The sequence below is a fragment of the Pseudomonas canadensis genome (assembly GCF_030980095.1).
GTDB lineage: Bacteria > Pseudomonadota > Gammaproteobacteria > Pseudomonadales > Pseudomonadaceae > Aquipseudomonas > Aquipseudomonas canadensis.
Window position 1 is genome coordinate 6,139,902 of record NZ_CP133298.1, and the last position, 26,397, is coordinate 6,166,298.

Below are 26,397 nucleotides of genomic sequence, written 5' to 3' on the forward strand. Positions count from 1 at the left end.
CTCGTTTAAGTTTGACTTGCCCAGCACGGCCCACCGCCGCCTGAGTCCCTTCCAAGCTCGCCATACAGCCAGCGCTCATCGCTGACCGCTCGCTGCGAGCAATTCCTTCAAGATCGTTGCCGGGTCGGCCCGCTGTTGCTTGCGGTAGTTGCCGACATGGCGAACGAACAGTGTTGCGCGCGTCACCAGGCTCTTACCGAGCACCGGCTTGCGATCCAACTCTTCCTTGATCCGTTGAAACTGCGCCTGGATCACCGCATCGGTGTAACGCGTGCCAGTGGCCAGGTTGTCGATATAGATCGCCACCGCGCCATCGAGCGCGCTACGGCCATTGGCAATCGCCATGTCGAACAGCTGCGCGCTGGCCTCGTCCTTGTTGTCCAGGGACTGTTGGCGGCTCTTCTGCAGGTTGGCCAGGCGGATGTTGTAGTTGGCGATGGTTTCGGCCACCAACGCGGCCGACTGGATCAGGTTGCCCGCCGCCTCTTCGCGTTGCTGGGCGATCAGCGAGACGTTGCGCTTGAGCTCTTCGTTGACCAGCCCCAGCTCGGCTTGCAGCTTGGGGTCGGCGCTGGCGGCAATGATGCTGTCCAGGCGCTTGGTCGGGTCCTGGGCATCGTCGATGGCGTCGGTCAGCGAAGCCAGGCGACCTTCTTTCTGCCATTGGGCGAACAACTCCTTGTAACGTGAACGCGGCGCCGACAAGGCACCAATCGCCACGCGGAACCCGGTGGTCTCGTTGCTTTGCTCGGTGCCGTCGGCGGCGAACAGCGGGTACTCGCGGCGCATGCCGGTGAACAGCGTGCCCTCGCCTTCCAGGTAGTTGCCACCCTTGACCACAAAGCCGCCGTAGGTGCCCTGACGACGCCCGGCGTGCACCAGTTGGAAGGATTCCTGGACCATTTCCGCCGCGTTGCCGATCACATCGAACAGACCGATCGGGTTGGGCAACTTGGTGCCGATAGGCATCAGGCGCGCGGCCTGGCCGGTACCGCCGGCGACCTGGTTGAACACGGCGTAATCGCCGAGCGGGCCGTCGCTGTCACTGCCTTCAGTACGGCGCGGGAACAGCCGCGCTTCCAAGTCCTGGCGGCTGACGGCATGACCGCCACGCGCGGCGAATTCCCACTCCACTTCGGTGGGCAGGCGCACAAAACCCAAACCGCCGTCGTCCGCCGAAGAGCCGCGTCCGCTCACCGGCAGCAATTCGCGGTGATATTTCATCAGCCAGGCGCTGTACACCGCCGAAAAACGCTCGGCCTCAAAGCGCGACAGTTTGACCTTGGGCAAGCGTCCGGCCATGCCGGTGGGTGCGTCGCACGCAGGCGCGGGTTCACCACTGGCCAACGATTGCGCCTGGGACATCACCTGGGCGTACTGGCGTGCGGTCACTTCGTACTTGCCGATGAAGTAGAGCATGGGCTTGAGCGGGGTCTTGGCGTCGGTCTTCGGCATCAAGGGTGCGATGATTTTGTTCCAGTCTTTGGGCAGGTCCTTGAGGGTGAACTGGCCGTTGATGAAGTCGCGACGGTAGCCGGAAATAAACGACTGCTGATAACCCGCCTCGCCTTCGGCAAAGGGGTAGCCGAGACTGATCTCGCGGTCATCCAGGGTGCCTTGAGCCAACACGTAGGCGTAACGAAATACCATGTTGCCTTCGCACGGCAGCGGCAGGCTGACGTCGCCCTCCAACGGCTTGGGGTTATCGAGTTTGTCACTCGCCTCATCGGCCCAGGCCATCGAGGCCAGGGTCAGCGCCACACAGGCGCCCAGTAACTTATACATCTCTGATTCCTTCAGAAGCCTGGATCCGCGCCACTCGCCAGCCACCACAGGCCGCCGCCACGGCGCTGACGCCCATGACTGCAGCCAGGGCCAGGCCGTAATGACGTGCCAACAGGTGGCTGGCGTGTTCGCCCGGCACCTGCACAAATAACGTGTTCAAAGCCGCCTCGGCCAAGCCATACAGGCCGGCACTGAGCACGGCGGCGAAACCTGCGCTGTACAGCGCCTGCACCACCACAAACAACAACAGCCCACCGGTGGAAAACCCCAACAGGCGCAACACCGACAATTCCCGACGCTTACGCACCACGGCGGCCAACGCTCCAGCAAATATCGCCGCAAACGCCCCCGCCAACGCCAACCCGCAGATCACCCAGAAAACGATCGACAGGTTGCGGCTCAACGACTGCACCTGCGCGATGGTCTGCGCCTGGGTCGACACCAGCAGGTTCTGCCCGGCGAAAAACACCCGCAGCGGTTCCACATCGGTGAGGTTCTGCGCATACAGGCGGAATGCCGGGTACACGCGCTGTTCACTCACACCGACCGCTTCACCCTCCCAGCCCAAGGCCGGCACCGCGCGACCATCGCGGTAATCTTCTGCTGCTTCCAGCAATTTCAAATCGGCAAACAGCCCATCACGGGCGAAGGCTTCCAGCGGCAATACCGCCAGCACCTGCAAACGCGTGCGCTGGGCCTCGAAGCGTCCTGCCACTTGCCGTGCAAAGCTGGTCTCCAGCCAATCCCCTGGCCGCGCTGCCAGCTTCTCGGCGGCGGTGTGACTCAGCACGATCTGTTCCAGGCCCCTCGGCACCGGAAGACCCGCCAGCAAGGGATCACCCGATGCGGTCGGCAGCATTTCCAGGGCCAAGGCGCCCACCTGCGCGGTCGCCGCAATTTGTCGCGTGCGCGGGAGTGCAAACGCCACATCGCTGCGCTGGCCGAGTTGCTCGATAAAGGCGCTGCTGAATCGACCACCGCCCAACGGAATAATTTCACGGGTGGCGGGGTCGGTCTGCAAACGTTCGGTCAAACTGCTAACCAGTCCAAATTTCAGGCCGAATAACACTAGCAACGGTGCAATGACGGCGACCAGCGCCAATACCGAACAAACCGACAGCCAGGCATCGTTGCGATAGTCCTGCCAGGCCAGCGACGCCACCAGACCGAGGCGCATCAGCACACCTCCCCGAGGGTCGCGGTGACGCCGCCGTCGGTGTCGCGACGGCAACTGATACGCCGCACCTGCAAGCCACTGGCGCGGGCCAGGGGTTCGTCATGGGTGGCAATCACACAGGCGGCACGGTGTTCGCGCGCCTGGGCCAGCAGCGCCTGCATCACGCGCTCGGCATTCAAGGGGTCGAGGGACGCCGTCGGTTCATCCGCCAACACCAGTTGCGGCGCATGAGCCAGGGCGCGGGCACAGCTGACGCGCTGGCGCTGGCCCACCGAGAGCGCCGCCGGTTTCTTGGCCAACTGGTCGCTGATCTCCAACTGCTCGGCCAGGCGCGCCACGCTGCCGTCGTCCTTCAAGCCCAACAGTTGCCGTGACAAGGCGATATTGCCACGCACATCGAGAAACCCCAGCAAGCCGCCGGTTTGCAGCACATAGCCCAGATGCTGGCTACGCAGCGCGGCCAGCATGGATTGCTGATCACCGCGCCACAATCCGGCAATGTCCTGCTGATGAAATTCAAACTGCCCGACCTGATCCGGCGCCAATACCAACGCCAGCAAATCCAGCAAGGTGCTTTTGCCACAACCGCTGGGCCCGACAATCGCCAATTGCTCACCCTCACGCAGCGTCAGCGCCGGAATCACCAGGCTGTAGCGCTGGCTGCCGACGCCCCGGCTCTTGTGCACCGCGTTCAGGTTCAGCATCACGGCAACGTCGACAACGGCACGCGGTACAACGCGTCACCCGGCTCGGCATCGCCGAAACGGACCCAGTTGGCCACATCATTGTGGAAGGTTTCGTAGAGGCGGATCTTCGAATCCAGCTCGTCGATAAAGTCTTCCTGCTCGGCCACGCTCAACGACAACCACAGGTCCTGGGTCATGTTCAGCGACTTGCTGCGGTACGGCAGGCCTTCCAGGTATTCACCCAAGATGCCGCCGTCGGCCAGGTTGCCGCCCTTGCGCAGGGCCTGTGGGTCGCGGCTCATATAGGCGGAGGCGCTGGCGATTTCCTGGAAGAAGTCCTTGGGTGAAGTCTGGGTCTTGCGTGCCGCGTCGACGATCAATTTCAGCGACTGCTGCAGGTCATTGAGCTGCAACTTGGTCAGCATCACACACACCTGGAACGCCGGCAGTGCCGGGTTGGTCAGGTCGCGGTCGGCAGTCCAGGCGCTGACCAGTTGCGGTGCCTGACTCGCAGCTTTACGGCCGAGGAAATCCATGTGCATGGCATAACCGACGGCGGCGGACTTATCCGCCAGACTCGGCGCGCTGTTCAACAACGGCACCGGCTGTGGCGTGTTGCTGCGCACTTGATGCACAAGATTGGCGAACACCGTACCGATCTCATCCACACGCTCTCCGAGCTTGCGCACATCACCACCGGGCACCGCCGTGTAGAGGTCGCCGATCTGAGGGTTGGCGTCGGCGGTGAGGATGCGGTACTGGCTCTCGGCGCCGGCATGGGTTTTCTTGCCGGCGTCGGTACGCAGGTGCAGGGCGTAGATCTTGATCTGTTTGCCCAGCGCGGCCTGGCGTACCTCGGCTTCGTTCATCTGGGTGGCGGCGAACGGATCGTTCTTGCGCAGCGCACCGGCATCGGTGACCAGCAGGATGATGCGTCCGCCATAGCCGGACCAATCCATGCCATCCACTGCCTGCATCACGCCGGCGAACGCATCTTCGTTGAACGAATGGCTGGACACAGTGGACGCCTTGACCTGGCGCGCCATGTCGAGGAAACGTTGCGGGTCGCGGCCCTGATCGAGGGTGATCAAGGTCTTGGCGACGTATTCCAGGCCAGGGGTTTTCTTGATGCTGCTGCGAAAGCCGACCATGCCGAAGCTCACGCTGTCCAACTCGCCGCGTTCGCCGATGCGCGTTTGCAGTTCGTGCACCACGTCGCGGATCTGGTCGATGTAGGGCTGCATGGAAACGGTGGTATCCACCACCAGCACAACAGCCGTGCGGAAGGCGTCAGCATTGGCGTTGATCACCGGCGTGGCCGGTTTAGCGGCGCTGGTGCCTGGGTCGATGGAGGCCACATTGAGCAACTGCACCGGCTGGCCGTTTTCGTCGAAGCTCTCTTTGGCGTCGAAGATCGGCAGCAGGTAGAACTGGTTTTGCGGCACAGCGCTGGCGGTCGGTTCCAGGGCCAGGATCTGGCTGTTGTCCTCACTGTTTTTCTGCGCCTTGGCCAGTACGCCTTTGGCGGCGGCCGGGTCAGCCAGCAACCTTTCCACTTCAGCGGATTGGCGCAGGAACATTACCGGCGCGCGGCCTGAACGCTCGGTGAACTTGAGCACCAGGCTCTGCTTCCAGTCGCTGACCAGGGACGCGGGCAACCAGCCGTCGCTGCGGCCATCGGTGGCGGCGCCGACGCGTACCCATGGGTTGCCGTCAACGTCCTTGCGTTGGTAGACGTAAAGCACGGAAAACGCCGGCAAAGCCTTGCCCGGCGCACTGCCGGCGTCCGTTGAAAGCTTGGCGCCGGGTTTGCTGAGGACGCGTTGGAACAGGGTTTTCTTACCCGCCATCAGCAACGGACGCTGACCGCCATCCACTTCTGCCACAGGCGGCGCCACAGGGGGCACAACCACCGCAGCCGGGGGCTTGGCCACGGGCTCATCGCTGCCGCTCAACCACCAATAACTCGCACCACCAATGGCCAACGCAACCGCCACTGCAACAGCGGCGAGTGCCAACACCGGCCCACGGCGCTGCTCGCTGTGCTGGGTCGGCGGCACCACCGGTTGGCGCACCGGCTGGGGTTTCTCGGTGGGGATCTCGATGGATTCCGGGGTGATGCCGGCCAGATCAAAACTCATGGGGATCGGCAACGGCCGCACCAAGGTAGCCTCTGGCGATTCCGACGGCAGGTTATCCAACGCCCGCAACAACGCCGCCGCATCCGCGAAGCGCTCCGCCGGATCCTTGGCCAACAGCTTGCGCAGCACCTCCTGATAACGACCGTGGTGCACCGGCAATTCGGGCAGCGGTTCAGTCAGGTGCGCGAGCGCCGTGGAGAGCGCATCGGTGCCAGTGTATGGCAGCTTGCCGACGAGAATCTCGTACAGCACCACGCCCAGCGCGTACAAGTCGGCGCGACCATCAATTTCTTGTCCCCGCGCCTGCTCTGGGCTCATATAACTCGGCGTGCCTACGGCAAACCCGGCCTGGGTGAACTGAGTGCGATCATCCAGCGATTTGGCGATACCGAAGTCCGACAGCACCGCCGTACCATCGGCACGGAACAGAATGTTCGCCGGTTTCACATCGCGGTGCACCAAGCCCTGGGCGTGGGCATAGCCCAGCGCCGAGGCGATCTGGCGAATCAGCGTCACGCCCTGCTCCGGCGTCATCCCGGCGGCGATGCGCTCCTTGAGCGTGCCGTTGGGCAGGTATTCCATGGCCATGTAATACAGCTCACCGACGTTGCCGATGTCATGGATGGTCACCGTGTGCGGATGCGACAAGCGCGCCAGGGTCTTGCCCTCACGCAGGAAGCGTTCGCAGAAGCTCGGGTCAGCCGCCAATGCCGCCGCCATCACCTTCAACGCCACCTTGCGCTCCAGGGAACGCTGGGTCGCCAGGTACACGCTGGCCATGGCGCCTTCGCCGATCTCGCCTTCGATGTCATAACCCGGAATCAGGATGTTCATGCCGATACCTTCACAACGATGGCGGTGATGTTGTCCGGCGCACCCCGGTTGAGTCCCAGGTGCACCAGGCTGCGCACGATTTCATCCGGCGTGTCGTGGCCGAGGACTTCGCGGATCTCATGGTCTTCGACGGTCTTGTTCAGGCCATCGCTGCACAGCAAATAGCTGTCACCGGGAGCGATCAGCAGGTCGACCACCGCCAGTTCCAGGTGCGCTTCCACGCCAATCGCACGGGTGACGATATTGGCGCGTGGATGCGTGCGGGCGTCGGCTTCGCTGAGCAGGCCGCTGTCTTGCAGGTCTTGCACGTAGCTGTGGTCGCGGGAGATACCTTCCAGCACGCCGTCGCGCAGGCGGTACAAGCGGCTGTCGCCGGCCCACAGGCAAACGCCGCGCAGGCCACGGGCGGCCAACACCACCACGGTGCTGCCCATCATGGTCACGCCACGATGGGCGGTTTCTTCGCGCACGGCGGCGTTGATGCGCAGCAGGTCGTTGCGCAGCGCCGCCGTGTATTCATCCAGCGAGCGCCCCACCGGCACGCTGCGCAAGCTGTCGACGATCAGGCTGCTCACGTAATCCCCCGCCGCGTGCCCGCCCATGCCGTCGGCCACCACCCACAGGCGGTTTTCCGGCAGGTCCAGGCAGGCGTCTTCATTGACCTGGCGGACCATGCCTACATGGCTTTTGCTCGCGGATTTGTACGTCGACCCCATCTACACCACACCTTCTTGTCCGAGCAAAAACTGCGCAAAATCGTCGGCGGCAGGCAGGCCCTGACACCGCAACAAACCAGGAGAAATCGTCTGCGAGCCACGGCCCCACCACAGGCTCGCGCCTTCGCAGGCCTGTTCGGCCAGGGCGGTCAGACGCCCCTGAGGCACGGTGGTAGCCACCCGTTGCAGGCCGGCGAAACGGCTGCCCACGGTACGCGGTTCGCTCGCCGGGAAACCCAGGCCATCGAGGCCTTCATTGAAGCCTTCGAAGGTAGCACCGGCATCCAGGGTGCTGAGCAGCAACGCTTCGGCCTGCTCGAACCAGGTGTCCGGCCCGCCGACCAGGGACGCGGGATTGGTGTCGTGATCGAGCAAGGTCACCACCGCCAGAGGGAAGTAGCGCCCGACCCGGTCGATGCTCGGCATCACCACACCCGCCGCCGCGTCCGGTCCGCATACACCCGGCGCCAGCACAAAGCGCCACAACGGGCTGACCAGGTAGGTGTTGAGCCAGTCGCCGCCCAGGCTGCTCTGGCTGGCGAGCAGACCCGCCGCCAACCAGCTGTCCCACGGGCCGATAAAACTCTGGGGTAGCGCGCGGCTGACAAAGTCACCACGACTGGCCAACTTGCCGTAGAAACCCAGCGTCGTCATAGCCGCTCCGGCAGGCTGAAGCCACTGAGCACGCGGCTCTTGAACGGGTTGAAGGCGCTGTTGGCGCGCAGTTCGTAGGCGATGCTCGCACCGTCGACGCGCAGGCGCAGGTTGAAGCGGTCCGGGGAATTACCAGCCGTAAGGTCCGATTGCTCCAGCAGGCGGAACCAGGCCCACGGTCCGTCCAGGGTCACGCCGGAACGGCCACTGGCCGACGGCGGCATGATGGAAATACGCACCACGCCAATGCTGCCGGGGTTTGGCCATTGCATCGCCACTGGGCGGCTTGGGCCGTGGTCGTAGCTCAGTTGCTGACCGTCCAGGTCCAGCAGGAACTGGGTGATGGTCGGGTCCATCGACACCGGTTTGAGTTCGAAACGCACGATGGGCTGGGTGCCACCCGAGCGGAAGAACGCATCGCGGATCGTCGCTGCGCGCTGGAAGGTTTGCAGCACGCCCGGAGCAATGCCGAGCTTCTGCGCCGCGCCCGGCTGCCAGCGCCAGGTCTGCGCGGAGGTGTCTACGTAAGGCTGCAGGTATTTGCGGAAGTAGTTGTCCATCACTCCGCCCACGCCGAAGAACTGGCCGAAGTCATCCAGGGTCGCGTCCCGTGCGCTGCCCGGCGACATCGGGTAGCGGCCGGCCAGCGACTGGCGATACACGTTGACTACTTCGCTGACCCAGGCCGCGTTCAGTTGATTGCGCACCCCGCCCATCATGCTGTTGGTGGTGGAATTGACCACCGACTTGACCATGCCCTGCACCAACGGTGGCTGGCGTTCGGCATTCAGGCTGACCCGCGTGGCCGCAGCGGCCGCCTGGTTCTTCGCCTCACCGAGCAAGGCATCACCGCTGGCGCCGACCATGGCGCTGACCTGCACATACAGCGCATTCATGTCGGTGAGCAGGCCATCGATGGCCGCTGGCTCGCCTTCATTCTTGCTGACGATGCTGTTGAGTTCGGCAAAGTGTGCGGTCACCGGATCATCCGCAGCAGCAGGTGCATTGGCGGTCGGTTGTTCCTGGCCAAGCAGGCTGCCCAGGCGCTCCTTGAGCTTGTCGACGCCTCCTTCCACCGGTACGCCTTTAGCGGCCAATTGGCGCTCTTCGGCTTGCAGATCGGTTTCCTTGGCCACCGCCACCAGCAGTTTTTTCAGCGGAGAAGTCGGACCGGAAATCACCCGCAATACGTCGGCCGCCTGGGCCACGCTGGTGATCGGCACAAAGTCGATGTCCGCCAGCAACGCATCCCACTGACGCTGGTAATCCTGGAAATACAGGCGGCGTACGTCGGCGGCGAGGCTCACCACGTTCTGCTGGTCGGCCTGTTCGTGCCCCAACACCCACTGCTCTTCAGCCAGGGTGCCGGTCTGGTTCAGGCTGCTCAACAAAAACGCCTGGCGATAGCCCTTGGCGGTGAAGAACCCACTCAACGGCTCGCCCAGTGGTTTGCCACTTTTGCGGCTGAACACCAGCGCCGCATCACGACCGGCGGCTTCGTTGATGCGAAAGTCCGGGATGCCTTCGGGCAGTTTCTGGCGCTTGACCCGGTCATACACACGCTGGGCCACCGGCAGTTGCTGCAACTGGCGACGCAGGTCGTCGATCAGCCGGGGATCCAGGCGCGCATTGGGCGGATGGCGTTCGAACAGCGACTGCAAGTGCCCGGCCAATGCCTGGCGCTGATCGGCCGGCAGGTCGCGCGGCAGGTTGCGGTCCCAGTCGAGGGCGATCCAGGCCTTGATGAAGTCCGGGTCGTAATGCTCGGAATCGGCGAGCATCAGGTAGGCCTTGAGGCCTTCGTAGAGGAAGTCGGAATTGCCGCCGCCGTGCAGTTGCTCTTCGATGCGCGTCACCAGGCGTGGCGCGAACACGGCGATCAACAGCTTGCGGTAGACACTGGCGGACTCGGCTTCAAGCATGTCGCCCTGGTACAGCCCCAGGCCTTCGGACCAGCTTGGCGAGTCGCCGGCCAGGTTCTTCACGGCGTTGAGCAATGGCAGCACCGCGAGGATGTCACGCTGCGCGGGGCTCAGGTTCTGCACGGACTGGCCCAGCGGTGCGACCTTCTGGTCGACCTGGGCGATATACGCCTGGTTGGCGCGGTAACTCACCCACCACAAACCGCTGACCACCACGACAGTCGCCACGGTGGCGGCCAGCACACCGCGTGCAATCCACTTGCGCCGACGCTCGACCTTCGGGTTCACCCCCACCAAGCCACGCTCGGCAAACGCCACCGCAGTGAAGAGTTTCTCGATGAAATAACTGCGTCCGGTGCCGCTCTGGCGCGCCAGGTGCTGGCGGTCCAGGTTCATGCTCTGGGCCATCGCGCCGATCAGGCGGTCGATCGGGCTGCCTTCCTGGGTGCCGCTGGTGAAATACACACCGCGCAGCAACACGCGCTCTTCAAAGGCATTGGGCTTGAACACGCCTTCGAGGAAGCTTTGCAGGCAATCCTTCAACGCACCGAACTGCTGCGGGAAGCCGTAGATCAGGTCGCGCCGCGCCGGGTCGCGTTCCTGTTGCAGGCGTTCGACCAGACGTTCGTTGAGGCGCTGTTCCAGGCCAGCGAACTCGCTTTGCAGGTGTGCCAGCGGGCTGTCGCTGTTCTTGCCGTCGTCCAGAGCAAAGGTCATGCCCCACACCTGGGCGCGCTCTTCCTTGCTCAGGTTGTCGAAGAACTCCATGAAGCCTGGCACCAGGTCGAGCTTGGTCAGCATCAGGTAGATCGGAAAGCGCACGCCCAGCTGGGTGTACAACTCCTGGATCCGCAGGCGGATGGCGGCGGCATGGGCGGCGCGCTCGGCGTCGGTGCCGAGCAACAGGTCCGACAGGCTGATGGCGATGAAGGCACCATCGATAGGCCGGCGCGAGCGCTGTTTTTTCAGCAGGTCGAGGAAACCCAGCCACGCGGCTTTATCCACCGTGGAGTTGCTGTCCTGGGTGGTGTAGCGGCCGGCGGTGTCGAGCAACACAGCCTGATCGGTAAACCACCAGTCGCAGTTGCGCGTACCACCGACGCCGCGCACGGCACCGGCGCCCAACTGTGCCGCCAGCGGGAAGTGCAGGCCGGAGTTGACCAGCGCCGTGGTCTTGCCCGAACCCGGCGGGCCGATGATCACGTACCACGGCAGCTCGTAGAGGTTGCGGCGTTCATCGCCACCCAGCTTGGCCTTCTTCAGCAGCGCCAGGGCCTCGTCCATGCGCTGGCGCAGGGTGCTGAGTTCTTCGGCGGTGGCGACGCTATTGGGGTCTGCCGGGGTTTCGGCGGCCAGGCTGCGCATCACTTCGGCGGCCTGGCGACGGGCCTGGATAATGCGGAACACGCGGTAGGCAATCCACACCGCGAACACCAGGATGATCAGCGCCCAGCGGCGCCCTTCCGGCACCAGCACGTCGAGCAGCGGCCCGACAAACCAGATGATCAGGCTCAGGGCGATCAGGCCCAGCACGGGAATCACCCAGCGAATCATGAAACTGAAAAACGCCTTCACTCGACGCCCTCCGCCAATACGGTGATTTCAACCCGACGATTGCGGGCGCGGCCTTCTGCGGTGGCGTTGGTCGCCACCGGCTCGGTGTCGCTTCGGCCCTCGGCGCTGAAGCGCTCCGCCTGGCCAGTCTTGGCCGCGAGGATTTCCAGCACAGACTTGGCCCGTGCTTCCGACAGCGCCCAGTTGGACGGGAAGCGCAGCGTGGCAATCGGGCGGTTGTCGCTGTGCCCGGTCACGCGTACCTGGCCTTTCACTTTGCGGATGGCATCGGCGATGCGCAGCATCAGCGGTTGGTAGTCATCGACAATGCTGGAACTGGCGGACGCAAACAGCTCGTCGCCACGGATGGTCACCACTGAACGGTCGACCGCATCTTCCACGGCAACGCGCCCGGCCTTGATGTCTTCCACCAGGAAACCGGCCAGGCGTGGGCGCTCGATGACTTTGGGTTGTGCCACCGGGCGGTCGATGGCCTGCACCGGGATTTCGCCCAACGCGTGAATATTCTTGAACACCGGCTCGGCATCCGACGCCAGCTTCATGCGCAAACCAAACAGCAGCGCCAGCAACAGCGCCACGCCGATAGCCACGGCGATCCATGGCGGCATGAATTGCGCCAGGCGATCCCGCGCCACCGTCACGCCGCGCCAGTGTGGCGACAGTTCACGTTCGTGTTCGCCACGGGCGCTGCGAATGGCGGCAGCCGTGCGTTCACGCAGGGTTTCCAACTGACTGCGGCCGTCGTTCATTACGCGATAACGGCCTTCAAAACCCAGGCACATGCACAGGTACAGCAGCTCCAGCAGGTACAGGCGTTCCCGTGGACTTTGCAGGCAATGGTCGAGCAACTGAAAGACTTTCTCACCGCCCCAAGCTTCGTTATGCACCGTGATCAGCAGGCTCTGTTTGCCCCAGTCACTGGTGCTGCCCCATGGCGTACTCAACACCGCTTCATCCAGCGCGGTGCACAGCGCATAACGGGCCAGCAGTACTTCGTTGCGGGCGATACCGGCCGCTTCGGCGCGTTCTTCGAACTGGCGCAGATACGCCAGCAACTGCGCGCGCAGGCTGGCCGGCGCCGGGTGGGCGATGGTGTTGCGCAGGCGCGTCAGCAGTGCCAACAACGGGCCGGCGGCGCTTTCCAGCGGGTTGAGGCCCTGGCTTTTGCCGGTGAGCATCGGCGCGGCCGGCATGGCCAGCGGCGACGGTTCGGCACGCGCAGGTTCCGGCGCCCGACCACCCGGACGCGGCATGAACTGGGTGCGGTCATCATCATTGGGATGCATCGCGGATTATCCTCGGATCGCCCAAAAGGCCAGGTTCAAGCCCGGGAACTGCCCGGCGATGTGGAAGGCAAAGCCGCCGGAATTGCCCAGCTGTTGCCAGGCCTCGCTGCCGCGATCCAGCTCGTAATAGGTGGAACCTGCGTGGTACGGCAATTGGCGCGGCGCCACGGGCAGAGGCAACAGGGTGATGCCCGGCAGTTGCAAGTTGACCAGGTCGCGGATGTGCTCCACCGAACCAACCTTGCTCTGCTGGCCGAAGCGCGCGCGCAGGGTTTCGCCGGGGACATCGGCACGCACCACCAGGATGAAGCTGGCGTTGTCGAGCAGGGTTTTGTCGGCCAGCATCGCCACGTGGACGCCGTAGGCTTTCTCGACAATCGGGATCGGCGTGGCCTTGCTGTCGATCAACATCGACAGCGCTTCACGCAAGGCGGCCATCACCGGAGCAAAGCTCAGCGCCAGGTCGTCGTGCTGGTACTGCGGGTATTCCTGGGGACGGCGGCCTGAGGTCGAGAAGGTGGAGAACTCTCCCGCCAGGCTGACCAGTTCGCTGAAAAAGCGCTCCGGGTGCAGCGGGCTCAACTGGCTCAAATGCTGGATCAGCGGTTGGGCGCGGTTGACCAGTTGCAGCAGCATGAAATCGGCAATCTCCGACGCGCCACCGGCGCCCGAAGCGACCACGCGCCCCGCCAGGGCTTCGCCGCGTTGGTGCAGCAAGCCGAGCAGTTCGCTGCGGAATGCGGTCAGCGGCTTGCTCGCGGCGACGTCCAGGACCGGCGGGATGTAGGTGTCGTCGAGCACCAGCGCACGGTCGGCGCGCTTTTCCTTGATGCGCACCAGGCCGATGGCGGCGTAATCGCTAATGCCATCCTGGGCGGTCAGCAGGCGCAGAGCCCGTGAGCCCAAGGCCACCGGTGCGCGGTTTTCGAAGGGTGCGTTGTCGTCACGCACTTCGCGGACCTGGCTCACGTAACGCGCCGCCTCCAAGGCTTCGCCTTCCTCCACGGTATCGCGGGCACCGGCACGCTTGAGCGGCAGCGCCAGGTACACCAGGCCATCGCGCAGGTTGTCGTCGATGTTCAGCGGGCTCGGCGCCAGATCGTCCTGGGGAATGTTGAACGGCGTGCCGTCGGGCAACAGGCCACGCGCCGAGACGATCGCCAGCTTGCCCTGGGCCAGCAGACCCTGGTCGATCAGCAGCTCGGAAAAACCCCAGGCCCCGGCCGACAAAGGGCGGCTGCGGGCGTCGATCAGGTTTTCCAGGTAACGGTCATGCTGCTGGAAGTGCTGCGTTCCGATGAACATGCCTTCCGACCAGACCACGCGATTGTTCCAGGACATGGGGGCTCCGATTGCTTCTTATTGGGCAGGGCTGGATGGGGTGACCACGACGTCGGCGCGCACGGCACGCACATCGAGGCTGATCTGGTATTCGGTGTATTGGCGCGCGGGCACGTTGATCACCGTGCGCCATTGCGCGCGGTCCAACTCGCGATAGCCCACCAGCAAACCGATCTGGCGCGTGGACGGGTCGAGGTCGCGCTGGATGCTCAGTTGCTCGCCGGGCTGCACCATCACTTCGTCCTGGTCCAGCAGGTCCAGGCCCAGGGTCGATTGCGCCCGGTCAGCCAGGGCGAAGTAATCGGAGCGGGCAAAGGTGGCGGCGTTTTTCAGTTCGAAGATGCGCACCCGCACCGGCGCAGCCTGGCCGTTGGCGCCGGGGTTGAGCCCGTTGATCGCATGAAAGTGCAGCTCGACGGCGGCCGTCTCCGCTTCGGCCTCGGCGGCTGTTTCGGGTTTGGCGGCGTCTTTGGCACACGCCGTCAGCAGAAGCAGTGTGGCGACTGCGAGTAAAAACCTGGGAATCATCCTGCGTCCTCAATGACGTATTTAGCTATCCGTTGATCCATGTGTTGCGGCGCGGTTTTACCGACGCTGTCGTGCGCTGTGCTCTTCGTAGGCCCGGCTGAATTCGCGGCCGAACAGGTCCTGGAAATCCTCCTGGGCCTCGCGGGAAATATTGCTGTAGAGCTCGGTGAATTGCTGCCAGTACTGAGCCTGGCGTGAGCCGTTGAAAATACTTGAGAGCCCGCCGGGCTTGCCCATGCGCTCTTCCAATTGCGCCGGTTCAAAGCGCGTGAGCAGGTGTTTGATCGCCGCTTCCACGCCGGCCATCACCGCCAGTTGGTGGGCACGCAGGTCGTTGAAACTGTCGCGTACGGCGAGGTCCGGTGCCATAAACGCCTGATTGCCGTGGCGAAGCAAAAGCAGTAACGCTTCGTCAGCATTCGGGGCGAATTTCAACGGATTGTTTTCAGCGGGCTGGATCATGGTCTGCTGCATGCGGAACTCGCCCTTGAGGCTGGCGCGGGCACGCAACACGTCGATCAGGCCTTCGACCATCAGTCGGTAGCTGCGGCCGATGTTTTCCATCTGGGCCTCGGCCTGGGCTTTGTCCAGGCGCAGTTGATCGAGGCCAGCGCCGCGCAGAAAGGCTTGCAGGAGGTCGGGTTGCTGAGTGTTTGCCACAGGCTCGACCGCAGGTGGCGGCTGAATGACCGGTGCGGGCGGCGGAGCAACGGGCGCAGGTGCATCGCCAAACAGGTCCCAATCTTCGGGAATCACCGAGCCCGAAACCACGGGTTTCTCGAGCGCAACGGGCGTCGGCGGACGGAAGTCATGCTGCTCGGACGGCACATGGTCCGGCACGGTCGGCGGCGGCACGGCGGTGGGGCTGAGGAAGTCGAACAGGTCCGGCAGCGTGTCCATCGACGAAGCGCCCTGGAATTGCGGCGCGATCACCGGCACCGGCGTGGGCTTGCTCGCCACGGCCCCCATCAGCGCTTCAAAGCTGTTCGGCGAATCGCCGGCAAACGGCTGGCTGTCGACGGCCTGCACGTTGAAGTCGATGCGCGCCTGGATCTCGTAATCACCGATGCGGATCAACTCACCGTCTTGCAACGGTTCGCTGTTACCCCGACGCATACGGATACCGGCTTTAACCAACTCCACACCATTAGTGCTGTTATCGGTTAAATAATAACGACCCTCTTTGTATTGAATAACGCAATGTTGCGAGGAGACCAAGCGCTCTGGATCAGGCAGTACCCAGTCATTATCGGAACTGCGGCCAATAGCCATCGAGCCCTGATTCATGGACTTTTCGGAGCACTGCCCAGGGGTAATCTTGTGATAACTAGTGATAGTCAAACACAGCGACATCTTGCCTCCTTGCTGATACTTCGCGCGCGGTCGACTCCCAGGACAGCGCCTCCCGGGATATCGCCATCAGGTCGAGCGATCGACCGTCTAAAACCTGCCAATGCCAGCATGATCGCTGATCTTAACTGGGCTCTATGACAAAAATCCTGTCCCGGTGCGTCGTTCGACCCACCAGTCGCGCAGGTTGTTAAGCACCGCACATCTGTCACAGAGGGCGAATAGCTTACCTTGACAAGCCCTAAGTACTACACCAAAAATGCACAACTTCTTGAATACCAGTGATGGCACATTAGTGGCATCTTGCTTATATGACCAAGAAAACATGCAAAGTTCCTCGCGCAACTAATGCATGAATTGCCCGCCGTCTAACGGGCTGATAGGGAGATCAAATTCAGTGGATGTGCCGTTGCTGCTCACCGCCGTTTCCGCGACTTCGCCCTGTGGCGAAGACATGGAATATGACGCGCAATTTCTGCAATTGGAGCGTGATGCCAAGGGCCAACCCGAGCGCAGCATGGGCGACTCCATCCTGCCCGCTGAACCGCCGGAATGGCGCAGCATCCAGCAGCAAAGCCTCGACTTGCTCGGGCGCAGCAAAGACCTGCGCATCACCCATTTCCTGCTGCAAAGCGCCCTCGCCCTCCAGGGTGTGGCGGGCCTTGCAGAAGCACTGACGCTGATCGACGCGTTGCTGCGCGATTACTGGGCCGACCTGCACCCGCGCCTGGATGCCGACGATGACAACGACCCCACCGTACGCATCAACGCCCTCACTGGCCTGACCTGCGACACCAATATTCGCTTGCTGCGCGAAAGCATCCTGACACGCTCGCGCACTTTCGGGCCCGTGAGCCTGCGCGCGGCGCTCAACGCCAGTGGCCTGTTGAGCTTCCCCGACGAGCAACTCGGCGCCCAGCAGCTCAACGCCGCGTTCCTCGACAGCGACCCCGAGCACCTGCAAGCCACCCGTAACGCGCTGATTGCGGCGCGTGCGGCGTGCGAAGCCATCGAACGGCAGGTCAACGATCAGGTCGGTTCCGCCCAGGGCGTGGACCTCAGTGCCTTGAAGCAACCCCTCAAGCAGGCGTTGCAGATCCTTAATCAAGCGGTGCCCGGCACCGACAGCAGCAGCGAACCCGAGGCCGTCAGTGACGACAATGCCCCCTCGGCCGACTTCGCCGCTGCGCCCGCAGCACCGCGCCCAGTTGGCGACATCGCCAGCCGCGACGATGTGCTGCGCAGCCTCGACAAGATCCTTGCGTATTACACCCGGTACGAGCCTTCGAGCCCGCTGCCGGTGCTGTTGAACCGGGCGAAGCATCTGGTGCACGCCGACTTCGCGGCCATCGTGCGCAATCTGATTCCCGACGGCATGTCCCAATTTGAAAACCTGCGCGGCCCGGACGGCGAATAAACCGCCCGACTGTGCAGTAACAACACCGTCGCTCAAGCGACCAGGAGCAGCAACGTGGCGAAGCAAAGTTCTCAGAAATTCATCGCGCGCAACCGCGCGCCTCGAGTGCAGATCGAGTACGACGTCGAGCTTTACGGCGCCGAGAAAAAGGTCCAGCTGCCCTTCGTAATGGGCGTGATGGCCGACCTCGCTGGCAAGCCCGCCGAGCCTCTGGCGCCGGTGGCAGACCGCAAGTTCCTTGAAGTGGACGTCGACAATTTCGACTCACGCCTCAAGGCCATGCAGCCGCGCGTGGCGTTCCACGTGCCCAACGAACTGACCGGCGAAGGCAACCTGAGCCTGGACATCACCTTCGAAAGCATGGACGACTTCAGCCCGGCCGCCGTGGCCCGCAAGGTCGACTCGCTGAACCAACTGCTCGAAGCCCGCACCCAACTGGCCAACCTGCTGACCTACATGGACGGCAAGACCGGCGCTGAAGAAATCATCATGAAGGCGATCAAGGACCCGGCATTGCTCCAGGCACTTGCCAGCGCGCCGAAGCCTGCAGGGGATCAGTAATCATGACCGACAATACCGCCCGCGAAGGCAGCCAGATCCTGGGTACCCAGACCGAAGAAGCCAGCGAGTTCGCCAACCTGCTGCTGCAGGAATTCAAGCCCAAGACCGAGCGTGCCCGCGAAGCCGTGGAAACCGCCGTGCGCACCTTGGCCGAACAGGCTCTGGCGCAAACCGATCTGGTGTCCAATGACGCGATCAAGTCGATCGAATCAATCATCGCTGCCATCGACGCCAAGCTGACCGCCCAGGTCAACCAGATCATCCATCACCAGGATTTCCAGCAGCTGGAAAGCGCCTGGCGTGGCCTGCACTACTTGGTCAACAACACCGAGAGCGATGAGCAGCTGAAGATCCGTGTGCTCAACATCTCCAAGCCGGACCTGCACAAGACCCTGAAGAAATTCAAGGGCACCGCGTGGGACCAGAGCCCGATCTTCAAGAAGATGTACGAAGAAGAATACGGCCAGTTTGGCGGCGAGCCTTACGGCTGCCTGGTGGGCGACTACTACTTCGACCAGTCGCCACCGGACGTGGAACTGCTGGGCGAGCTGTCGAAAGTCTGCGCAGCGATGCACTCTCCGTTCATCGCTGCGGCGTCGCCGACCGTGATGGGCATGGGCTCGTGGCAAGAGCTGTCGAACCCGCGCGACCTGACCAAGATCTTCACCACGCCGGAATACGCCGGCTGGCGCTCGCTGCGTGAATCGGAAGACTCGCGCTACATCGGCCTGACCATGCCGCGTTTCCTGGCACGCCTGCCGTACGGCGCCAAGACCGACCCGGTGGAAGCCTTTGCCTTCGAAGAAAACACCGACGGTGCCGACAGCTCCAAGTACACCTGGGCCAACGCCGCGTACGCGATGGCGGTGAACATCAACCGTTCGTTCAAGCACTACGGCTGGTGCTCGCGCATCCGTGGCATCGAGTCCGGCGGAGAAGTGGAAAACCTGCCGGCGCACACGTTCCCCACCGATGACGGTGGCGTGGACATGAAATGCCCGACCGAAATCGCCATCAGCGACCGCCGTGAAGCGGAACTGGCGAAGAACGGTTTCATGCCGCTGCTGCACAAGAAAAACACCGACTTCGCCGCGTTCATTGGCGCCCAGTCGTTGCAGAAACCGGCCGAATACGATGACCCGGACGCCACCGCCAACGCCAACCTGGCCGCACGCCTGCCGTACCTGTTCGCCACCTGCCGTTTCGCCCACTACTTGAAGTGCATCGTGCGCGACAAGATCGGTTCCTTCAAAGAGAAGGACGAAATGCAGCGCTGGTTGCAGGACTGGATCCTCAACTACGTGGACGGTGACCCTGCGCACTCCACCGAAACCACCAAGGCCCAGCACCCATTGGCTGCCGCCGAAGTGATCGTGGAAGAAGTGGAAGGCAACCCGGGTTACTACAACTCCAAGTTCTACCTGCGCCCGCACTACCAGCTCGAAGGGCTGACCGTGTCGCTGCGCCTGGTATCGAAGCTGCCTTCGGCGAAAAGCGCATAACCACGAATGAGCCGGCTCTTCTGTGGGAGCCGGGCTTGTCCACGATGCACGCGACGCGGTCTGCCAGTCAGACCGCGGCGAAGCAATCGCAGGCAAGCCAGCTCCCACAGAACAGCATTGCCCATTGGGCTTAAACAAATATCGTGGCTGAGTCCACACAGGGAGAAAACATGGCTGTTGATATTTTCATCAAGATCGGCGACATCAAGGGCGAGTCCATGGACAAGGCCCACAAGGACGAAATCGACGTGCTGAACTGGAGCTGGGGCATGGCCCAGTCCGGCAACATGCACGTAGGTGGCGGCGGCGGCGCGGGCAAGGTGAATATCCAGGACCTGTCGCTAACCAAATACGTCGACAAGGCCTCGCCGAACCTGATGATGCACTGTGCCAGCGGCAAGCACATCGACAAGGTCAAGCTGACCGTGCGCAAGGCCGGTGGCGAAAGCCAGGTCGAGTACATGGTGATCAACCTGGAAGAAGTGCTGGTCACTTCCCTGAGCACCGGCGGTTCGGGCACCGATGACCGCCTGACCGAGAACGTCACCCTGAACTTCGCCCAAGTGATGGTCGATTACCAGCCACAGAAAGCCGACGGCACCAAAGATGGCGGCGCGATCAAGTTTGGCTGGAACATCCGTTCCAACACCAAGCGCTGATAGCCCTTGAGGCCGTGGCTTCGCGCCACGGCCACAACCCACTTGTCCCTCTCACAACCCGTCCGTGGAGCCGCTTTGGTGGTCACTGAAATCGCTTCCCGCGACCGTCTGCAACCGTCCCTGTTGGACCGGTTGACTGACGACGATCCAACCAACCCCAAGGAAAGCGCCGACAAACGCGTGCTGTCCCTGACCCAATTGAAAGCCTCGGTGCTGCGCGACCTGGCGTGGCTGCTCAACACCACGTCGTTGCTCGATGCCGATGCCACGCTGCATACACCGGCCGGTACTTCGGTGGTCAACTACGGCCTGCCGGCGCTGGCGGGCAACAGTGTTTCAAGCGTGGATATCAAGGCCTTGGAAGCGTTGATCTACCAGGCCATCGCTACCTTTGAGCCACGCATTCTGCGCCACACCCTGCGCGTAAAAGCCCGCGTCGGCCATGGCGAGATGAACCATAACGCGCTGAGTTTCGAGATCGAAGGCGACCTGTGGGCACAGCCCGTGCCGTTGCGCCTGCTGCTGCAAACCGACCTGGACCTGGAATCCGGCCACGTACGCGTGGTCAACGCTGACCAGCGGAGGCGCCCATGAACCCACGCCTGCTGGAGCTGTACAACCAGGAACTGCACCACGTGCGCGAAAGCGCCGCCGAGTTCGCCAAGGAATATCCGAAGATCGCCAGTCGGCTGACCCTGTCCGGCATGGACTGCGCCGACCCGTACGTCGAACGTTTGCTCGAAGGCTTTGCCTACCTAACGGCCCGCGTGCAGCTCAAGCTCGACGCCGAGTACCCGACCTTCACCCACAACCTGCTGGAAATCGCCTACCCGCATTACCTGGCACCCACGCCGTCGATGACCGTGGTGCAATTGCAGACCGACCCGGATGAAGGTTCGCTGGCCAGTGGTTTCCCGCTGCCTCGCGACACCGTATTGCGCGCTGCGCTGGGCCGCGAAACCCAGACCTGCTGCGAGTACCGCACCGCGCACGCGGTGACGCTGTGGCCGTTGCAGGTGAGCAATGCCGAATACTTCGGCAACCCTGCCGCCGTGTTGGGTCGCCTGGCCGCCAGTGAGCCAAAAGCCAAGGCCGGCCTGCGCCTGACCCTGCGCACCGGCGCCGAATTGCCGTTCAACAGCCTTGACCTGGATAACCTGCCGCTCTACCTCAGCGGTGCCGACGAGCAACCATTCCGCCTCTACGAACAACTGCTGGGCAATGCCTGCGCGGTGTTTGCACGCAAGCCGGGTGGCGATTGGGTCGAGCGCCTGCCGCAGGATGCACTGCGCTCCCGTGGTTTTGACGATGCCGACGCCGCCATGCCGGTGGTCGCACGCGCGTTCCAGGGCTATCGCCTGTTGCAGGAATACTTCGCCCTGCCCCACCGCTACCTGTTCGTCGAGTTCGCCGAGCTGAGTCGCGCAGTCAAACGCTGCGACGGCCAGGAGCTGGAACTGATTGTGCTGTTCGATCGCCACGAACCGAGCCTGGAAGGCAGCGTCGGCGCAGCGCAGTTCCTGCCGTTCTGCACGCCAGCAATCAACCTGTTCCCCAAGCGCGTGGACCGCATCCACTTGTCCGACCGGGTCAACGAACACCATGTGATCGCCGACCGCACGCGGCCGATGGACTTCGAGATTCACTCGCTGAGTGGCATCACCGGCCATGGCACCGGGCCGGAGCAGCCGTTCTTGCCGTTCTATGCGGTGCGCGACCCGTCGCGCTATGGCCGCGACCAGGCCTATTACACCGTGCGCCGCGAGCCGCGCGTGCTGTCCAGCGACCAGCGTCGCAACGGCCCACGCTCCACGTACGTGGGCAGTGAAACCTTTGTCAGCCTGGTGGACAGCGGGCAAGCGCCCTACCGCCACGACCTGCGCCAGCTCGGCGTGACGGCGCTGTGCACCAACCGCGACCTGCCGCTGTTCATGAGTGTTGGCAACGGCAAGACCGACTTCACCCTGGCCGACAGCGCCCCGGTATTGGCCGTGCGCTGTGTCGCAGGCCCGAGCCGTCCCCGCGCCAGCCACGCCCATGACGCCAAGGCCTGGCGCTTGATCAGCCAGTTGTCGCTCAACTACCTGTCCCTGAGCGAACAGGGCCAAGGCGCGGCGGCCTTGCGCGAACTGCTGCGCCTGTACGGCGACAGCAACGACGCCGCCCTGCAATTGCAGATCGAAGGCCTGCGCGAGGTCAGCAGCAAAGCCGTGACCCGACGTTTGCCGATGCCCGGCCCGATCGTGTTTGGCCGTGGCCTGGAAATCACCTTGGAATTCGATGAAAACGCGTTTCGCGGCACCGGCGTGTTCCTGCTCGGTGCGGTGCTGGAACGCTTCCTGGCACGCTACGTGTCGATCAACAGTTTTACCGAGACGGTGATCCGTACCACCGAACGCGGCGAGATCATGCGATGGAAAGCCAAGCCCGGACGTCGTCCGACCCTGTGAGTACCCTGGATGCGATGCATCAGGAGCCCTGGGAATACGATTTCTTCCAGGCGCTGCGCCGTATCGAGTGCGAATCGCCAAACCTGCCGCGGCTGGGCCATTCCCTGCGCCTGGCGGATGACCCGCTGCGCCTGGGGCAACAGGCTGATTGCACCTTTGCGCCGGCCACGCTGGCGTCGGTCGACCCCGGTGGCGACGGCAAGCCGGCGCGGCTGGAGCAATTCTTCTTCGGCCTTGGCGGCCCCAATGGCCCGCTGCCGCTGCACATCACCGAGTACGTGCGCGAGCGTCAGCGCAACAACGCCGACAGCACCAGCAAACAGTTCCTCGATGTGTTCCACCATCGCCTGCTCAGCCTGTTTTACCGGGCCTGGGCCGAGGCGCGGCCGACAGTCAGCCACGACCGTCCTGACGATGATTACTGGTCCGCGCGCCTAGCCGCCCTGAGTGGACGGGGCATGCCGAGCCTGCTGAATCAGGGGCTCATCCCGGACACCGCGAAGCTGCATTACAGCGGCCACCTGTCGGCGCAAACCCGCTATCCAGACGGCCTGAAAGCCATTCTCAGCGAGTACTTCGGCCTGCCGGTGGAGATTGAAGAGTACGTCGGCCAATGGCTGGAACTACCCGAGCGCAGCCGCGTCAGCGTGAGCGCCAACCGCCTGGGCGTGGACTTTTGCCTGGGCAGTTTCGTGTGGGACCGCCAGCACAAATTCCGCATCCGCCTGGGGCCGCTCACGCTGGATGACTACATGGGCATGCTGCCTGGCCACCAGCCGTTCAACGAGTTGGTGGCGTGGGTGGCCGAGTACCTGGGCCATGAACTGGACTGGGACCTCAACCTGGTTTTGCAACAACCCGAAGTGCCGGCGCTGCAACTCAATGGTCAGTTCCGCCTGGGCTTCAACACCTGGCTCGGCAAGCCCGAGCATGACGCCAACGACCTAATCCTGGCCCGGCATTACGCCGATCACGCCACCACCTCAAGGAATCCAGAGCATGGGTGAAATCAGTCGCGCCGCACTGTTCGGCAAACTCAACAGCGTGGCCTACAAGGCCATCGAAGCCGCCACCGTGTTCTGCAAACTGCGGGGCAACCCGTATGTGGAACTGGCCCACTGGTTCCACCAGTTGCTGCAATTGCAGGACTCGGACCTGCACCGCATCATCCGTCAGTTCAACGTGGAGCCGGCGCGCCTGGCCCGTGACCTGACCGAAGCGCTGGACCGTTTGCCGCGTGGCTCGACGTCGATCACCGACCTGTCCTCTCACGTGGAAGAAGCCGTGGAACGCGGTTGGGTCTACGGCAGCCTGATGTTTGGTGAAAGCCAGGTGCGTACCGGCTACCTGGTACTCGGTATCCTGAAAACGCCAAGCCTGCGCCATGCGCTGTTGGGCTTGTCTGCCGAGTTCGACAAGATCAAGGCCGAGGCCCTGAGCGAGCGTTTCGACGAGTACGTCGGTGATTCGCCGGAGAACGCGCTGAGCGCCAGTGATGGTTTCAATGCCGGTGCCGTGCCCGGTGAAGCCAGCGGTGCCATGGCGCCGAGCGCGATGGGCAAGCAGGAAGCCCTCAAGCGCTTCACGGTCGACCTGACCGAACAGGCCCGCAGCGGCAAGCTCGACCCGATTGTTGGCCGTGACGAAGAGATCCGCCAACTGGTCGACATTCTCATGCGTCGGCGCCAAAACAACCCAATCCTCACTGGCGAAGCCGGGGTGGGCAAGACCGCCGTAGTCGAAGGTTTCGCCCTGCGCATCGTCGCCGGTGACGTACCGCCAGCCCTGAAAGACGTGGAACTGCGCAGCCTCGACGTGGGCCTGCTGCAAGCTGGCGCGAGCATGAAAGGCGAGTTCGAACAGCGCCTGCGTCAGGTTATCGAAGACGTGCAGGCCTCGCCCAAGCCGATCATTCTGTTTATCGACGAAGCCCACACACTGGTGGGTGCCGGCGGCGCCGCCGGCACCGGTGACGCAGCCAACCTGCTCAAGCCGGCCTTGGCCCGCGGCACCTTGCGTACCGTGGCCGCCACCACCTGGGCCGAGTACAAGAAGCACATTGAGAAAGACCCGGCCCTGACCCGTCGCTTCCAGGTGGTGCAAGTCGCCGAGCCGTCGGAAGACAAAGCGCTGCTGATGATGCGTGGCGTGGCGTCGACCATGGAAAAGCATCACCAGGTGCAGATTCTCGACGAAGCGCTGGAAGCCTCGGTGAAACTGTCCCACCGCTACATCCCGGCGCGCCAGCTGCCGGACAAGTCCGTGAGCCTGCTGGACACCGCCTGCGCTCGCGTCGCCATCAGCCTGCACGCGGTGCCGGCGGAGGTGGACGACAGTCGTCGTCGCATCGAGGCGCTGGAAACCGAGTTGCAAATCATCGCCCGTGAGCATGCCATCGGCATTGCGATTGGTGCGCGCCAAACCAACACCGAGGCGCTGTTGAGCGCTGAGCGTGAGCGTCTGGCGACCTTGGAAAGCCGCTGGGCTGAAGAGAAAACCTTGGTGGACGAGTTGCTAGCCACCCGTGCAACGCTGCGTGAAAAGGCGGGCGTGGTGGACAGTGGCAACGATGAGCTGCGCGCCCAACTGGTCGACCTGCAACAGCGCCTCACCGCCCTGCAAGGCGAAACCCCGCTGATCCTGCCCACCGTGGATTACCAGGCCGTGGCCTCGGTGGTCGCCGACTGGACCGGCATCCCGGTGGGCCGCATGGCGCGCAATGAATTGGAGACGGTGCTCAACCTCGACCAGCACCTGAAAAAACGCATCATCGGCCAGGACCATGCCCTGCAGATGATCGCCAAGCGCATCCAGACCTCCCGCGCCGGCCTCGACAACCCGAGCAAGCCGATTGGCGTGTTCATGCTGGCCGGCACCTCCGGCGTGGGCAAGACCGAAACTGCCCTGGCCCTGGCCGAAGCCATGTACGGCGGTGAGCAAAACGTCATCACCATCAACATGAGCGAATTCCAGGAAGCCCACACGGTGTCGACCCTCAAGGGCGCGCCACCGGGTTATATCGGCTACGGCGAAGGCGGCGTGCTGACCGAAGCCGTACGACGCAAACCCTACAGTGTGGTGCTGCTGGACGAGGTGGAAAAAGCCCACCCGGACGTGCATGAGATCTTCTTCCAGGTGTTCGACAAGGGCGTGATGGAAGATGGCGAAGGCCGGGTGATCGACTTCAAGAACACCCTGATCCTGCTGACCACTAACGCCGGCACCGAGCTGATCTCCCATGTGTGCAAAGACCCGGCGAACATCCCTGAGCCGGAAGAAATCGCCAAGGCTTTGCGCCAGCCGCTGCTGGAAATCTTCCCGCCCGCGTTGCTCGGCCGCCTGGTGACCATCCCTTACTACCCGCTGAGCGACGAGATGCTCAAGGCGATCACCCGCCTGCAACTCAACCGCATCAAGAAGCGCGTAGAGACCACCCACAAGGTGGCTTTCGATTACGACGACGCGGTGGTCGACCTGATCGTCTCGCGCTGCACCGAGACCGAAAGTGGCGGGCGCATGATCGACACCATTCTGACCAACAGCCTGCTGCCGGACATGAGCCGTGAGTTCCTCACGCGCATGCTCGAAGGCAAGGCGCTGGCGGGTGTGCGTATCAGCAGCCGGGATAATGAATTGCACTACGACTTCAGCGATTGACCTGTGGAAATGTGATTAAAACTGTGGGAGGGGGCTTGCCCCCGATGGCGTCGGGTCAGCCAGAAATTTCTAACCTGATACACCGCTATCGGGGGCAAGCCCCCTCCCACACTTGATTCGGTTTCTTCAGTTATCAAGTCATTTACGGGTTAACCG

At 63.3% G+C, this 26,397-nt stretch carries 19 protein-coding genes; 8 read left to right on the plus strand and 11 right to left on the minus strand.

Annotated features, from left to right (window positions below):
* Positions 1 to 75: 75 nt before the first annotated feature.
* From RB216_RS28710 to tagH, 11 genes are read right to left on the minus strand one after another with little or no spacing between them, the layout of a single operon-like run.
* Complete coding sequence (locus RB216_RS28710; protein WP_068936324.1) at positions 76 to 1,785, minus strand: formylglycine-generating enzyme family protein; 1,710 nt, start codon at positions 1,783 to 1,785, stop codon at positions 76 to 78.
* Positions 1,778 to 2,962 (minus strand): ABC transporter permease family protein, encoded by a 1,185-nt coding sequence (locus RB216_RS28715; protein ID WP_308908148.1) that lies wholly within the window; start codon positions 2,960 to 2,962, stop codon positions 1,778 to 1,780. The genes RB216_RS28710 and RB216_RS28715 overlap by 8 nt, the downstream gene beginning before the upstream one ends.
* Positions 2,962 to 3,666, minus strand: a complete 705-nt coding sequence (locus RB216_RS28720) for an ABC transporter ATP-binding protein (protein ID WP_028618486.1) — start codon at positions 3,664 to 3,666, stop codon at positions 2,962 to 2,964. The genes RB216_RS28715 and RB216_RS28720 overlap by 1 nt, the downstream gene beginning before the upstream one ends.
* The gene (locus tag RB216_RS28725; protein ID WP_122687017.1) at positions 3,666 to 6,623 is read right to left on the minus strand and encodes a serine/threonine-protein kinase; all 2,958 of its coding nucleotides are present in this window, start codon (positions 6,621 to 6,623) and stop codon (positions 3,666 to 3,668) included. Before RB216_RS28725 ends, RB216_RS28720 begins: the two co-directional genes overlap by 1 nt.
* Positions 6,620 to 7,339, minus strand: a complete 720-nt coding sequence (locus RB216_RS28730) for a PP2C family protein-serine/threonine phosphatase (protein ID WP_122687016.1) — start codon at positions 7,337 to 7,339, stop codon at positions 6,620 to 6,622. The genes RB216_RS28725 and RB216_RS28730 overlap by 4 nt, the downstream gene beginning before the upstream one ends.
* Positions 7,340 to 7,993, minus strand: coding sequence for a type VI secretion system-associated protein TagF (gene tagF, locus RB216_RS28735; protein ID WP_028618489.1), 654 nt, complete (start codon positions 7,991 to 7,993; stop codon positions 7,340 to 7,342).
* Positions 7,990 to 11,490 (minus strand): type VI secretion system membrane subunit TssM, encoded by a 3,501-nt coding sequence (tssM, locus tag RB216_RS28740; protein ID WP_305383290.1) that lies wholly within the window; start codon positions 11,488 to 11,490, stop codon positions 7,990 to 7,992. The genes tagF and tssM overlap by 4 nt, the downstream gene beginning before the upstream one ends.
* Positions 11,487 to 12,776, minus strand: coding sequence for a DotU family type VI secretion system protein (locus RB216_RS28745; protein WP_028618491.1), 1,290 nt, complete (start codon positions 12,774 to 12,776; stop codon positions 11,487 to 11,489). The genes tssM and RB216_RS28745 overlap by 4 nt, the downstream gene beginning before the upstream one ends.
* A gap of 6 nt (positions 12,777 to 12,782) precedes the next feature.
* The gene (tssK, locus tag RB216_RS28750; RefSeq protein WP_028618492.1) at positions 12,783 to 14,117 is read right to left on the minus strand and encodes a type VI secretion system baseplate subunit TssK; all 1,335 of its coding nucleotides are present in this window, start codon (positions 14,115 to 14,117) and stop codon (positions 12,783 to 12,785) included.
* Positions 14,118 to 14,135: 18 nt separating this feature from the next.
* The gene (gene tssJ, locus RB216_RS28755) at positions 14,136 to 14,645 is read right to left on the minus strand and encodes a type VI secretion system lipoprotein TssJ (protein ID WP_028618493.1); all 510 of its coding nucleotides are present in this window, start codon (positions 14,643 to 14,645) and stop codon (positions 14,136 to 14,138) included.
* 57 nt (positions 14,646 to 14,702) lie between these two features.
* On the minus strand, positions 14,703 to 15,998 hold the full coding sequence (gene tagH, locus RB216_RS28760; RefSeq protein WP_305383291.1) for a type VI secretion system-associated FHA domain protein TagH: 1,296 nt from the start codon (positions 15,996 to 15,998) through the stop codon (positions 14,703 to 14,705).
* A 394-nt stretch (positions 15,999 to 16,392) separates the two neighbouring features.
* Here tagH and tssA point away from each other — a divergent pair, with 394 nt between their 5' ends.
* The 8 genes from tssA (at position 16,393) to tssH (ending at position 26,241) form a co-directional block, all read left to right on the plus strand.
* Entirely contained in the window at positions 16,393 to 17,412 is a 1,020-nt protein-coding gene (tssA, locus tag RB216_RS28765) for a type VI secretion system protein TssA (RefSeq protein WP_028618495.1), read from the plus strand.
* A 54-nt stretch (positions 17,413 to 17,466) separates the two neighbouring features.
* Entirely contained in the window at positions 17,467 to 17,973 is a 507-nt protein-coding gene (tssB, locus tag RB216_RS28770; RefSeq protein ID WP_010207547.1) for a type VI secretion system contractile sheath small subunit, read from the plus strand.
* Between the two features lie 2 nt (positions 17,974 to 17,975).
* Positions 17,976 to 19,475: a type VI secretion system contractile sheath large subunit gene (gene tssC / locus RB216_RS28775; RefSeq protein ID WP_028618496.1), complete on the plus strand. Its 1,500-nt coding sequence runs from the start codon at positions 17,976 to 17,978 to the stop codon at positions 19,473 to 19,475.
* A gap of 170 nt (positions 19,476 to 19,645) precedes the next feature.
* Complete coding sequence (locus RB216_RS28780) at positions 19,646 to 20,134, plus strand: Hcp family type VI secretion system effector (RefSeq protein ID WP_005792512.1); 489 nt, start codon at positions 19,646 to 19,648, stop codon at positions 20,132 to 20,134.
* Positions 20,135 to 20,212: 78 nt separating this feature from the next.
* Positions 20,213 to 20,728: a type VI secretion system baseplate subunit TssE gene (tssE, locus tag RB216_RS28785; RefSeq protein ID WP_005792513.1), complete on the plus strand. Its 516-nt coding sequence runs from the start codon at positions 20,213 to 20,215 to the stop codon at positions 20,726 to 20,728.
* Positions 20,725 to 22,584 (plus strand): type VI secretion system baseplate subunit TssF, encoded by a 1,860-nt coding sequence (gene tssF, locus RB216_RS28790; protein ID WP_308908149.1) that lies wholly within the window; start codon positions 20,725 to 20,727, stop codon positions 22,582 to 22,584. The genes tssE and tssF overlap by 4 nt, the downstream gene beginning before the upstream one ends.
* Positions 22,548 to 23,591, plus strand: a complete 1,044-nt coding sequence (gene tssG / locus RB216_RS28795; protein ID WP_068937812.1) for a type VI secretion system baseplate subunit TssG — start codon at positions 22,548 to 22,550, stop codon at positions 23,589 to 23,591. Before tssF ends, tssG begins: the two co-directional genes overlap by 37 nt.
* A complete protein-coding gene (gene tssH, locus RB216_RS28800; RefSeq protein WP_028618499.1) occupies positions 23,584 to 26,241 on the plus strand; it encodes a type VI secretion system ATPase TssH in 2,658 nt (885 codons plus the stop codon). Before tssG ends, tssH begins: the two co-directional genes overlap by 8 nt.
* Positions 26,242 to 26,397: the final 156 nt, after the last annotated feature.

Excerpts from the sequence above, each read along its gene's own strand:
- RB216_RS28710 (WP_068936324.1), bottom strand. The coding sequence starts at position 1,785 with ATGTATAAGTTACTGGGCGCCTGTGTGGCGCTGACCCTGGCCTCGATG.
- RB216_RS28715 (WP_308908148.1), bottom strand. The coding sequence starts at position 2,962 with ATGCGCCTCGGTCTGGTGGCGTCGCTGGCCTGGCAGGACTATCGCAAC.
- RB216_RS28720 (WP_028618486.1), bottom strand. The coding sequence starts at position 3,666 with ATGCTGAACCTGAACGCGGTGCACAAGAGCCGGGGCGTCGGCAGCCAG.
- RB216_RS28725 (WP_122687017.1), bottom strand. The coding sequence starts at position 6,623 with ATGAACATCCTGATTCCGGGTTATGACATCGAAGGCGAGATCGGCGAA.
- RB216_RS28730 (WP_122687016.1), bottom strand. The coding sequence starts at position 7,339 with ATGGGGTCGACGTACAAATCCGCGAGCAAAAGCCATGTAGGCATGGTC.
- tagF (WP_028618489.1), bottom strand. The coding sequence starts at position 7,993 with ATGACGACGCTGGGTTTCTACGGCAAGTTGGCCAGTCGTGGTGACTTT.
- RB216_RS28745 (WP_028618491.1), bottom strand. The coding sequence starts at position 12,776 with ATGCATCCCAATGATGATGACCGCACCCAGTTCATGCCGCGTCCGGGT.
- tssK (WP_028618492.1), bottom strand. The coding sequence starts at position 14,117 with ATGTCCTGGAACAATCGCGTGGTCTGGTCGGAAGGCATGTTCATCGGA.
- tssJ (WP_028618493.1), bottom strand. The coding sequence starts at position 14,645 with ATGATTCCCAGGTTTTTACTCGCAGTCGCCACACTGCTTCTGCTGACG.
- tagH (WP_305383291.1), bottom strand. The coding sequence starts at position 15,998 with ATGTCGCTGTGTTTGACTATCACTAGTTATCACAAGATTACCCCTGGG.
- tssC (WP_028618496.1), top strand. The coding sequence starts at position 17,976 with ATGACCGACAATACCGCCCGCGAAGGCAGCCAGATCCTGGGTACCCAG.
- RB216_RS28780 (WP_005792512.1), top strand. The coding sequence starts at position 19,646 with ATGGCTGTTGATATTTTCATCAAGATCGGCGACATCAAGGGCGAGTCC.
- tssF (WP_308908149.1), top strand. The coding sequence starts at position 20,725 with ATGAACCCACGCCTGCTGGAGCTGTACAACCAGGAACTGCACCACGTG.
- tssG (WP_068937812.1), top strand. The coding sequence starts at position 22,548 with ATGGAAAGCCAAGCCCGGACGTCGTCCGACCCTGTGAGTACCCTGGAT.
- tssH (WP_028618499.1), top strand. The coding sequence starts at position 23,584 with ATGGGTGAAATCAGTCGCGCCGCACTGTTCGGCAAACTCAACAGCGTG.